Annotated in this window: 9 protein-coding genes; 1 reads left to right on the forward strand and 8 read right to left on the reverse strand. The window is 54.3% G+C overall.

The annotated features are described in order from the left end of the window. The 3 genes from rph to ACWIUF_RS12910 all read right to left on the reverse strand — a co-directional run. On the reverse strand, positions 1 to 713 hold a 713-nt coding region (rph, locus tag ACWIUF_RS12900; RefSeq protein ID WP_448572821.1), incomplete at its 3' end, for a ribonuclease PH. Between the two features lie 393 nt (positions 714 to 1,106). After that, complete coding sequence (locus ACWIUF_RS12905; RefSeq protein ID WP_448572822.1) at positions 1,107 to 1,820, reverse strand: hypothetical protein; 714 nt, start codon at positions 1,818 to 1,820, stop codon at positions 1,107 to 1,109. A 131-nt stretch (positions 1,821 to 1,951) separates the two neighbouring features. Further along, complete coding sequence (locus ACWIUF_RS12910; protein WP_448572823.1) at positions 1,952 to 3,187, reverse strand: urease accessory protein UreH domain-containing protein; 1,236 nt, start codon at positions 3,185 to 3,187, stop codon at positions 1,952 to 1,954. Between the two features lie 261 nt (positions 3,188 to 3,448). On the opposite strand from ACWIUF_RS12910, the gene ACWIUF_RS12915 reads away from it, so the two are divergent. Continuing rightward, positions 3,449 to 4,330 (forward strand): hypothetical protein, encoded by an 882-nt coding sequence (locus ACWIUF_RS12915; RefSeq protein WP_448572824.1) that lies wholly within the window; start codon positions 3,449 to 3,451, stop codon positions 4,328 to 4,330. A 104-nt stretch (positions 4,331 to 4,434) separates the two neighbouring features. Here the strand turns inward: ACWIUF_RS12915 and mnmG are convergent, their stop codons facing one another. From mnmG to ACWIUF_RS12940, 5 genes are all read right to left on the reverse strand, one after another. Further along, positions 4,435 to 6,408, reverse strand: a complete 1,974-nt coding sequence (mnmG, locus tag ACWIUF_RS12920) for a tRNA uridine-5-carboxymethylaminomethyl(34) synthesis enzyme MnmG (RefSeq protein ID WP_448572825.1) — start codon at positions 6,406 to 6,408, stop codon at positions 4,435 to 4,437. A gap of 328 nt (positions 6,409 to 6,736) precedes the next feature. Further along, positions 6,737 to 7,186 (reverse strand): cyanase, encoded by a 450-nt coding sequence (gene cynS, locus ACWIUF_RS12925; RefSeq protein WP_448572826.1) that lies wholly within the window; start codon positions 7,184 to 7,186, stop codon positions 6,737 to 6,739. 78 nt (positions 7,187 to 7,264) lie between these two features. Then, on the reverse strand, positions 7,265 to 8,164 hold the full coding sequence (locus tag ACWIUF_RS12930; RefSeq protein WP_448572827.1) for an ABC transporter ATP-binding protein: 900 nt from the start codon (positions 8,162 to 8,164) through the stop codon (positions 7,265 to 7,267). Positions 8,165 to 8,169: 5 nt separating this feature from the next. After that, positions 8,170 to 9,003, reverse strand: coding sequence for a nitrate ABC transporter permease (gene ntrB / locus ACWIUF_RS12935; protein WP_448572829.1), 834 nt, complete (start codon positions 9,001 to 9,003; stop codon positions 8,170 to 8,172). 94 nt (positions 9,004 to 9,097) lie between these two features. Beyond that, entirely contained in the window at positions 9,098 to 10,675 is a 1,578-nt protein-coding gene (locus ACWIUF_RS12940; RefSeq protein ID WP_448572830.1) for a CmpA/NrtA family ABC transporter substrate-binding protein, read from the reverse strand. Between the last annotated feature and the right edge of the window lie 642 nt (positions 10,676 to 11,317).

The raw sequence follows: 11,317 nt of genomic DNA on the forward strand, positions 1-11,317 counted from the left end.
GCAAAAACCCGACGTTGCTCAGCAAACAACTGCCGAATCCCTCCCTCTGCCAGATCCAGCATTTGTTGCAACTGCGATCGCGTAAAACTCCCCTCCTCCGCCGTCCCCTGCACCTCAATCAGGTGAAACTCCTGATTCATCACTACATTGAAATCCACCGTCGCCGCCACATCCTCCTGGTAATCCAAATCCAGCAGGGCCTCCCCCGCCACCAGCCCCACCGAGATCGCTGCCACCTGGCTCCGCAACGGTGAGGTTACCAGTTCTCCCGCCTCCAGTAGGGTCGCGATCGCATCGACCAGGGCCACAAACCCCCCCGTAATCGCCGTTGTGCGTGTCCCCGCATCGGCTTGCAAAACATCAGCATCGATCGTAATCGTGCGTTCCCCCAACGCCGTGAGATCGAGCGCCGATCGCAGCGATCGACCAATCAGGCGTTGAATTTCCTGGGTCCGGCCAGACAGCTTGAGGAGTTCACGGGCTTGGCGTTGGGGCGTGGCTGCCGGTAACAGACGATATTCCGCTGTCAGCCAACCTTGACCTTGGCCGACGAGAAATTTCGGAACTTCGGGTTGGACTGTTGCCGTACACAGCACTTGGGTATGGCCGCACTGGGCGAGTACCGATCCCGCCGCAAACCGGGTAAAGTGACGCTGAAAGTGAATGGGACGGAGTTGATCCGGCCAGCGATCGTCAGTACGGGGTCGAGACATGGGGTTAGGGCCTCCTCAGCACTAGCGTTTTCCTCAGCACCAGCGTTTATTGTGACATGGCAACTTGGCGATCCACCCAGGGCGTTGGCCAGCGATCGGCTAGGACCGTAAACATAAAATTTCGCAACGTTGATAGTAACGACTTGAGGCGTTGTCGGCTAAAGCTTGAACTACAAACGTTGCATAACTGTTGCATGACTCATGATGCGCTACAGTAGTGGGCGGTCATGCCTAAAATGAGGACTTGTCGATTAGTGTTGAGTTGGCGAGACCTAACACGTGCCAAGGCTTGGTTGGGGTGCACTGCCTTTGAACCAACTAACAAAATCACACTTGATAGACCACTAGGGGCATTATCCGGTAACGGCGGTCCTGACCAGTGGCTCTCTCCCCTTAAGAATCGGGGGGGTGACGACGACGCCGCAGCCAGCAGAATGCCACGAGACTTGCCAAACCCACAAGCCCGATCGCGCCGCCCAACAGCACCCCCCCCGTTCGCGGATGCAGCGGCGAGGATGTCAGGGGAAGGCCCACAACTGCCGTCGATTCAGACTGAGTGTCCTGGGGATGGCGGGTAAGCTCGACGCCAGGGGGGGGCACCGGACTGGGGCGAAGCGGCTGACCCGCAGCGACCGTGACCGTGTAGTCTAGCGCAAAGGGTTGGAAGCTAGCATTGCCCTTGGGAGTGCCAGTCAGTTGCAGGACATATTGTCCCACGGCGGGGAAGATGACGGTGGCACCAGGGATGCCCTGGTAGTGTTCAGCAGCGATCGCCTGGAGGTCGGGTTCCAGGAGCGGCGTATCGCCCACGGTTCTGCCCGCATATACCGTCAAGCGGCATTCACACGCACTGAGGGGGATGACCTTGCCCCCAGCCTGGGTGAGGGCAATCCAGACTTGAGCGGGTTCGCCCGCCTTGGGACTATGGTTGGGTTCCACGTGCCAGATCCCCGCCACATCGCCCGATACTTGGGTTTTATGGGCTTGGGCCGCTGGAAGCAGCAGGCTGGTGGCGAGGCAGAGCGCGATCGCGGCACGATACCCAAGATGTAGGACTGCCCGCCGCTTGGGGGACCGGGTACGGCTGAGCCTGAGTCGATCACACATGAGCAGATCCCAAACTGAACGTGACGAAGTCTTCTCGGTTATCGCGGGGGTAGATAGGATACCTACCCCACAGCGGTTTTTTGTTCGCGTCGCACCTTCGCAGGTGACGGCTCTGATTTGGGGAAGACATTCTACTTGGGCGAGACATAGAACTCCTCTAGGCAAAGGAGTGACCAGAACCGCCGCCACCGTAGTAACAGGGTGAGGCCCGCCAGCAGGGTTAAGCCACCCGCCACCCACCAATTCCGACTTGAGGGGGCAAAACTACCGAGGTAGCTACTGCCGAGGAGGAGGGCATGGGTGATGGCCAGAATAAAGATGGGAATGCTCAACAGGTGGAGCGATCGCCAGTGGGGGCCGAGGCGTTTTTGGGCCTGGTCAAAACTGGTCAAGGCCAGGGGAATCATCAAGACCAGAGCAATGACCCCCGCCCAGCCGCCCACCTGAAGCGTCGGCAAGAGGAAGGGCAGGGCCGCAACATTCCAGCCCATTGTGACCATGTGGGCCATGTGGGCCAGGGCGAGGATAAATGCCCCCACCCCAAACACCCGGCGATAACTCAGACCCGCAGGCCAGAACCGGCTCAGGGGGCGGGCAATCAGCGCAAGCCACAGCAACCCCAGGGAAGCATGACCGGTATAGTCCACCATGTCACCGCTACGCAGGAGGGTGAGTACCCCGATCGTCAGGGTGATCCAGCCGCCCAACCGAAACAGTTGACTGCGGCGATCGCGGCTAAGCCATGTGGTTGAGGTCCCCACCCCCAGCATCATCGGGAAGGTCCCCAGGCCAAAGGCTAACATCGTGGCTCCCCCCTGCCAAAGGTTGGCGGTTTCCGCTGCCTTCAGTTGGGCGGCATAGAGGAAGCCGCAGGGAATCAGGCCCCAAACCAGTCCCAGCAGCAGTGGTGTCCAGTGGTGGGGATTGAGGGAAAGGTGTTGCAAGCCTCGGCTTAGGCGATCGTGCAGACCAGCCTGGGCCATTGGGTTCAGGAAGGGGACCTGGGGGAGCCAGTGCGGGTTAAGTTGCACTAACCCAAACCAGATCAGCAGCAAGCCCGTGAAAATCGCGATGCCTTGCCGGAAGAGGCTGCCCACCCCGGCCATCTGCCCACTGGCTACCAACACCGACCCGATCGCGCCAATACTCGCGCCGACGAGGGCATAGCTAAGAATCCGGCCAAGATTGAGGAGTAAATGGAAGCGCCACGGTTGCTCTGGGGTTGCGGCTATGGCTGGCTGGGAGAGGGAAAAGGCTAAGGTCAGGGGGCCACACATCCCCAAACAGTGGCCAAAGCTCCCCAGAAACCCTAAACCGGCAATCAGTAGTAAATCCAGCATCAAATCCGGTGCCGCAACTCCAGGCATGAAGGCATTTTCCGATCGGCCAATGGGCCACCAGTCAGTTTTATTGTAGAGGTCTCAGGGGACCCAAAACCTCAAGTTTCGCAAGGTTTGTAGTCACGACTTTGGTTGTTGCCGACTGTTGTTGCCGACTAAAGTCAGCCCCACACACGCCGCAGTACACAGGTTCTATATTGAATCTCCGTCGAAACAATGTCTATCAGTCAAGCAACCTCGAACGGAGATACTTTGGACTAATTATGATGTTCCAGGGGATGTGAGTGAATGGCGGAACCAATTGAAATTCTCAATGCCGCTCTTCGACGTGCCAATGCAAACCTAGAACAGTCACTCGTTGCTGATCCGCAGATTAGAGAACGTGCTGACTATGTTGCCCGTAACCTCAAGAATCGGGCAGGAGTGCGTCTTTTGATGGCTTGTTTGCTTGCAAAACTTCATCGTCCTGATGTTGATATCAGGAAACCATACACGGAAATTGGAGATACTGACGCTTTTTCAGGCAGAACTTACGATGAGCGTTACATTACAACTTTTATTAATGAACATAATTTGCCGTGCAATAGCACAACTGCTTTTCTCACACCCGCGCTACGGAACCGAAATACGACGCTAACTAAAGATGTGAATCTCGTTGGTAAACCACCGCAATTGTATCAAGCGGTTCTCAATCTGCTTGATGATGTTTACGGTGGTCGAGTGACCGCTGATACTCTGATTGCCGAAATAGTCAGATTGCTTCTAATCGATAGAAATGAACGGCAGCAACGCATTGAGGCGTTAGTTGCAACGCTGAACACAACCAGAGATGCTGTGCCTTTGTCTTCTGAGGATATCGTCAACTTGATTGAAAAGCACATGAGCCTCAAAGGAACGAGCCGTCTTTCCGTCCTTGTTGTGGCGGCTGCTTATCAATCCGCTGAAGAGTTCCTCGGAGAAAGAGTTCTCACACTGCAAGCACATAATGCTGCTGATATACAGACGGGTGCTTTAGGGGATGTTGAAATTACTCTTATTGCAGACGATGAAGTCATAACCAGTTATGAGATGAAAAATAAGCGAGTTAGTCGTGAAGATATAGACCGTGCTCTACAGAAATTGCTTTTAAGCGACAGGCGAGTTAACAAGTCGTTGGAGCCGACCGCCTAGAGGTTGTCTGTCAGAGTCAAAGATTATCTGCGGCGGCTCAACTTGGTCGTTCGCAAGACTTGACAGTACTTCACTAGAGAGGGAACGGCTGTAGACCACTAGTCCTATACCCCTGAGGGCTTCTGGCTGGGGATTCCCGCAGGGATCGCTTCGCGAATCGCGGTGACCTGACGGTTTTGCACCTCAAGATAAATCAAGAGGGCGTTGATATCAGCGGGATTAACGCCGCCAATACGGGAGGCTTGCCCGATCGTGAGCGGTCGAATTTTGGCCAGCTTTTCCCGTGCTTCCATCGACAGGGTTGAGATGGCGAAATAGTCCAAGCCAGCGGGGAGGGGACGATTTTCCTGGCCCGCAATCTGGTCAATTTGTTGTTGTTGGCGGTGCAGGTAACCGGAGTATTTAATTGCAATTTCGGTGGCTTCCCGTTCGCGATCGCTCAAGGCTGGATTCCCCAACCCATAGCGATCGAGATCAGCATAATGGACCCCCGGACGCCGCAGTAGATCGGCCAGCGTAATTGAGCCACGAATCGACTGCGCCATTTCAGTGGCTAACTGTTGTCCAATGGGATCATGTTGCTTAATGCGGGTGCTATAGAGACGTTCCTTTTCGGCAGTAATGTGGGCTTGTTTTTGGGTGAATTGTTGCCAGCGGCGATCGTCAATCAGGCCGATGTCACGACCGAGGGGGGTGAGGCGTTGGTCGGCGTTGTCTCCCCGGAGGACGAGGCGATACTCCGATCGCGAGGTCAACATACGATAGGGTTCGCGCAATTCCTTTGTACACAGGTCATCGATCAGGGTACCGATATAGCTCTGTTCACGGGGGAAGACGATCGGGGCTTGCCCCTGAACGAGCCGAGCGGCATTGATCCCGGCCACGAGGCCCTGGGCCGCCGCCTCTTCGTACCCCGTAGTGCCGTTGATCTGTCCCGCGCAGAAGAGACCCTCGACTTTTTTCGTCATCAAGGTGGGGTAGCACTGGGTTGCGGGCAGGTAGTCGTACTCGACGGCGTAGGCAGGCCGCAGCATGGTGCAGTGTTCCAGTCCTGGTAGGGTGCGCAGGAGTTGCAATTGCAGGGTTTCGGGTAGGCCAGTGGAAAAGCCTTGAATATAGAGTTCCGGGATATCGCGACCTTCCGGTTCAATGAAAATCTGGTGGCTTTCCTTGTCGGCAAAGCGGACGATTTTGTCCTCAATGCTGGGGCAGTAGCGCGGTCCCTTGGCCTCCACCCAGCCGCCATAGACCGGGGACAGGTGCAGGTTTTCGCGGATGAGGCGATGGGTTTCGGCGGTGGTGCGGGTGAGGTAGCAGTTCATTTGCTCCCGCTCTACCCAAGCATCGGGGTCAAAGCTAAACCAACGGTTATCGGTGTCGGGCGGTTGGGGTTCCATGCGGCTGTAGTCTACCGATCGCTTGTCCACCCGTGCGGGGGTGCCGGTTTTCAGGCGATCGGTTTCAAAACCTAGGCGATTCAGGGTTTCCGTGAGACCGATCGCGGCAAACTCCCCGGCCCGTCCGGCTTGCATCGATTTGTTACCGACCCAAATGCGTCCGCCCAGGAAGGTCCCGGTGGTCAGAATCACAGCTTTGCAGGCAAAGGCAACGCCAAAATAGGTTTGGACACCGGTCACTTCATCGTTGGCCCCTAAGACCAGATCGGTAACCATGCCCTCCCGCAGCACCAGATTGGGTTGATTTTCGACAATGCCCTTCATGACGGCGGCATATTCGCGCTTATCCGTTTGTGCCCGCAATGCCCAGACAGCCGGACCCCGTGAGGCGTTGAGTAGCCGCTTTTGCAGGTAGGTGCGATCGGCCATTTTGCCAATTTCACCCCCTAGGGCATCGACTTCATGGACCAGTTGTGACTTAGCGGGTCCCCCCACAGCAGGATTGCAGGGTTGCCAGGCGATTTTATCCAGGTTGAGGGTGAGCAATAGGGTGCGACAACCGAGGCGGGCAGTCGCGAGGGCCGCTTCACACCCGGCATGACCGGCACCCACAACGACGACATCGAAGGTGTCTTGAAAATCAACGGCTGCCGTTGGGGTAGAGGAGGGGACAGTCAGCATGGTTACACGATGGGGGGCGCTCACTTGCTATCTTAACGAATCGTGGCTGCAACCCCGATCGTAGCTTTAATCTGCTTGTGATCCCCTGATCAACTGCCTGATCCAACGTTGTTGCTGTTCATTTCTGGGAGCGGGGTCTCATCAGTTAGACATCAATCTAGTGGTCTGTCATGCCTAAGATGACGGGTTGTAGGTTGGCGTCGAGCCTGCGAGACCCAACACGATGACTGATTTTGCTGGGTCGCACTGTGTTTGACCCAACCTACCAAAATAATCTTGACAGAACACTGACCACTTACAATTTGAGAGATGGCCATCGACGGGCTTACTACCACTTCTTATAGGGTAGGAACTTGCCATTCATGATGATCTTGACGCGATCGCCCTTGGGATCAACTTCCCGCTCCACATCCAGGGTGAAATCGATCGCACTCATGATGCCATCGCCAAACTTTTCATGGATCACATCCTTGAGGGGCATCCCATAGACCTGCATGATCTCGTATAGGCGATAGATCAAGGGATCAGTGGGGACTAGGGGTCCCAACCCCTTGGCGGGGCAGGCCGTGAGTTCGGACACCCGATCAGGGCTAACCCCCAGAATGTCTAACAGTTGGGTGGCTTCCTCCGGCGACGCACTGGCTTGACGGTAGACAACGGCAGCGATCCAAACCTCATCCCGTCCCATTTTCGCTTCGAGGTCCGCAAAGGTGAGACCTTTTGCTTGCTTCGCGGCTAGCAGTGTTTGGGTAATTTCAGGAATGTCAATGGCAGGCATGAAAATCCTCCTCAGGTCGTTTTAAAAATCGAACAGTCAGCGATATACAAGCGACACCAGATGTGTCGGGGGCGATCGCTATTGGGCGATCGCTTTTCGGCGAATGCGAGCCTCTTCCACCGCACGGGTTTCCCGTGATAAATGGAGTTCCATCTCAGCCTTAAGGGTGTGATAGGCGGGATGCTGATCCAGGGATTCCCGGTGGCGGGGCCGAGGAAAAGGAACATCCAAAATTTGAGCAATTCGGGCAGCCGGTCCCCGTGTCATCATCACAATCTTGTCGGATAGCAACAGGGCTTCCTCAATACTGTGGGTAATCAGAATCACGGTTTGTCGCTGCTGTTCCCAAATGCGCTCGACCTCATCTTGCAAAAACCCCCGTGTCAGGGCATCCAGTGCCCCAAAGGGTTCATCCATCAGCAAAATCTGGGGATTAATGGCCAGGGCACGGGCAATTCCCACCCGCTGCTTCATCCCACCGGATAGTTCATGGGGATGGCGATGTTCGGCCCCCCGTAAACCCACCAGGTCAATATATTCCTGGGCGATCGCTTTTTGCCGCTTCGGGGATAGTTTGGGGTTGACCGTTTCAATGGCAAATCGGATGTTATCCATCACTGTCATCCAGGGCATGAGAGCGTAGTTTTGAAACACCACACCCCGATCGGGACCCGGACCGGTAATGGGAACCCCCGCGATCGCCACCCTGCCCGTACTCGGCTGGGATAACCCGGCAATGATGTTCAGCAAGGTCGATTTACCGCAACCGGATGGCCCAATAATGGAAACAAACGTATTTGGTTCAATCTCTAGGTTAATATCCTCTAGGGCAATGTAATCCGACGTAGCCTTGCGGGTGATGCGGCTAAACCAATCCCGTTTACCCAAGTACACCTTGGATACATTTTGGATAGAGAGATGAACACTCGCCGCATTCGTCACTGGCGTCATGGGGGAGGTATGGGGAAAAGTCATCATAGTCGTTATAGTCGTTGTCCAAAGGCAACCCAACTCTGTAACAAGCCAAAGAGGCGATCGAGGACCAGACCGACACCACCCACCACTAAAATGGCGGTGATGATACTGGTAATTTTCAAGTTATTCCACTCATTCCAAATAAAGTAACCAATGCCTGATCCCCCCACGAGAATTTCTGCCGCCACAATTACCAACCAGGCAATCCCAATACTAATGCGTAAACCGGAAACAATATAGGGAGCCGCAGCGGGCAAAATCACCTTGATTAGGGTTCGCCAGCGGGAAGCCCCCAAAGTACGAGTGACATCTAAGTAGGATTGATCAACATGACTGACGCCAAACTTAGTGTTAATTAGGGTCGGCCAAATGCTGGTAATGGCAATAACAAACAGGGCGGTACTTTCGGAATTTTTGAGGAGACCTAAGCCCAGGGGTAACCAGGCTAGGGGCGAAACGGGCTTCAAAATTTGAATAAAGGGATCAACTGCCCGCGAGGTCACTTCCGACAGGCCAATGACAATGCCCAGGGGAATTGCGATCGCGGAGCCAATGGCAAACCCCAGTAACACCCGTCGCAGGCTGGTCAACAGCATCCAGCCAATCCCCTTATCATTGGGACCATAGTTAAAAAACGGATTCGAGACCCACCACCAAAATTCCTTCAGGGTCTCACTCGCCGAGGGCATCAGTTGCGAGAACCACCCCAACCTGGCCCCCGTCTCCCAAAAGAGCAGGATCGTGCCCAGAATCAGCAAAAAGAGTAAAAACGCCTTTTGGTTAACCGTCAGGGTAAAGGGTTTAGAGGGGGTTACGGTTTGCGGTGAAACAGTTGAATTCATCCTGGCCTCCTAGCCACCAAATTACCAGTCCAATGCGTGACCTCAATGCGCAGTCAAACGAGCCGTCCAGCTAGCAGCAAAATGGGGGATCAACTTAGCGACCAAATTTTTCCACTTGAGCCGCCACGTAGGCAGCCGGATCATTCGGGTCAAAGGTATCAAATTTAAGGGTTTCGATGCGTTGCGTTTCCGTCGGCGGGGTTTGACCTAGTTCCTTTTGCAACTCGGCGGCTAGATCCGTCAGGAAAATATCCTGGGCGATTTGGTCATAGTCAACTCCCTCGCCTGCCATCAAATTCCAACGCACCATCTGGGAGGTAATCCACTTGGCAAAGCTCTTCCAGGGATAGGGATCAAACCCAATACGATCGGGCACGTTTTGTTGATTCCCCAGGCCATCTTCAAACTGTCCTGTCAACACAGCTTCCACCACAGGTAAAGGCTGATTCAGGTATTGCCGCGCAATCAATGCCTCAGCAACGGATTTCCGGTTGGCAGGATCATTGGCGTAGTTGGCTGCATCAATAATCGCCTTATTGACTGCCCGGAAGGTGTTGGGATTGGCATCAATCCAGGACTGACTGGCGGCAAAGGCACAGCACGGGTGACCATCCCACAGATCCTTGGTCAGCATGTGAATAAAACCAACCCCTTCGTACACCGCCCGCTGGTTAAAGGGATCGGGCATCAGCATCGCGTCAATTTCCCCAGCCGTCATCTTGGCGACGCTATCCGGCGGCGGTACGGGGAAAATTTGCACATCCGTATCAGGATTGAGGCCCCCCGTTGCTAGGTAGTAGCGAATGAGTAAGTTGTGCATGGAAAAGGGGAAGGGCACCCCAATTTTGAACCCCTTGAAGTCGGCAGGTCCCTTGACCGTATCCTTGTGCTTCATGGCGATCGTGATCGCTTGGCCGTTGATATTCTCAATACTGGCTAGTTTGATTGGGAAAGCGGCTGACCCTAACCCTAAGGTAATGGCGATCGGCATTGGGGACAGCATGTGGTAGGCATCCAGTTCGCCCGCGATCGCCGAATCCCGGACCGCTGCCCAGTTGGGCATCTTCACCACCGATACGTTCAGGCCATATTTTTCATAGAACCCCAGCGGTTCCGACATGACGATCGGGGTGGCACAGGTAATTGGAATAAAGCCGATCTTCAGGTCCGTTTTTTCCAAATTACCTGTACTGGTAGCCTCTGGCGTTGCCTCCGTTCCCGCGTCGCCCGTTGGGCGGGGCTGGTTACAACTAGCCATCACCACCAGGGCACCGGCGATCACTGCCCGTTTCAAAAACTCCCGTCGGCTGAAATCACTGCTGCGAATCGTGTTACTAAAAAACTCAGTGGCATGAACGCCAAATGCGGCAGCCATTGCTTGATCCAAACCGCCCGCTTCCCGGATCAAATCTCGACAGAATTGCTCTCGCGCTGGATTGCCCCCACTGATATTTCTGAGCAGCAGCGCCTCGCGCATTTCCACCTGGGTGAGGGTCTGGGCGAGATCGAGGGCAGATGATTCATAGACCCCCATTTTCACCAAATCACTAATCCAATCCGTCGGATCGGTTGGCATCCCTGCCAGGAATTGCCAATGATCTTGCGGCAGGTGGTTGCCACCGCAGTAACAGCGGGTATCAACGGCTTGAGATGCGTTTGTCAAAACTGTCATAGGAACACTTCACCTGACTCAAGGGGGAGGTCTAACCACAAACCTAGAAGCATCGCTTGAATTAGGGTTGGCCTGAGGTTGGCCTGAATCGGAATCGGCAACTGAATCGCCATCCAACTTTAATTCAAACGTTCACCCCTAACCCTATCAAAATCCAGCCTTAGGGAATAATAACTTCTTTCGCAGGTATAGGATTTTCTTTAGATCACTTCATCCAAAAATATCCTTCAAAAAATATGTCATCAAAAACTGACAATGCATATTTTGCAGCAAAAATGCATCAGAAGATACAGAAAGGCAGCACTTGATAGGCAGTCTGATATTTTCTTCTGACAGATTAAGGTGTGTCTGGGAGGGGAGTGCCCAGGTCAGTCATGCTCTATGTGATATCCAAATCGATCTAGGATACGGCAACCTGTTCGCTGTTTTGGCTCCGCCATCCTTGCGGGGTTATGTGGTGGAATTGGCGGAACTGACGCACAAAATAACTGACATCGGTATAGCCAGAAGTGTTGAATCCAGATATAAAACTTTACACTTGAGGGTGCGAGAGTCATACAAGCGTTTCTGGAAGCAAATCGTAGCTCCAATGGACGAGCGAACAGCGACGGCTGAGTTCTAGTTGCAAATAGCGAAACTTGT

The organism is Trichothermofontia sp. (assembly GCF_053493415.1).

Excerpts from the sequence above, each read along its gene's own strand:
- ACWIUF_RS12905 (WP_448572822.1), bottom strand. The coding sequence starts at position 1,820 with ATGTGTGATCGACTCAGGCTCAGCCGTACCCGGTCCCCCAAGCGGCGG.
- ACWIUF_RS12910 (WP_448572823.1), bottom strand. The coding sequence starts at position 3,187 with ATGCCTGGAGTTGCGGCACCGGATTTGATGCTGGATTTACTACTGATT.
- ACWIUF_RS12915 (WP_448572824.1), top strand. The coding sequence starts at position 3,449 with ATGGCGGAACCAATTGAAATTCTCAATGCCGCTCTTCGACGTGCCAAT.
- mnmG (WP_448572825.1), bottom strand. The coding sequence starts at position 6,408 with ATGCTGACTGTCCCCTCCTCTACCCCAACGGCAGCCGTTGATTTTCAA.
- cynS (WP_448572826.1), bottom strand. The coding sequence starts at position 7,186 with ATGCCTGCCATTGACATTCCTGAAATTACCCAAACACTGCTAGCCGCG.
- ACWIUF_RS12930 (WP_448572827.1), bottom strand. The coding sequence starts at position 8,164 with ATGATGACTTTTCCCCATACCTCCCCCATGACGCCAGTGACGAATGCG.
- ntrB (WP_448572829.1), bottom strand. The coding sequence starts at position 9,003 with ATGAATTCAACTGTTTCACCGCAAACCGTAACCCCCTCTAAACCCTTT.
- ACWIUF_RS12940 (WP_448572830.1), bottom strand. The coding sequence starts at position 10,675 with ATGACAGTTTTGACAAACGCATCTCAAGCCGTTGATACCCGCTGTTAC.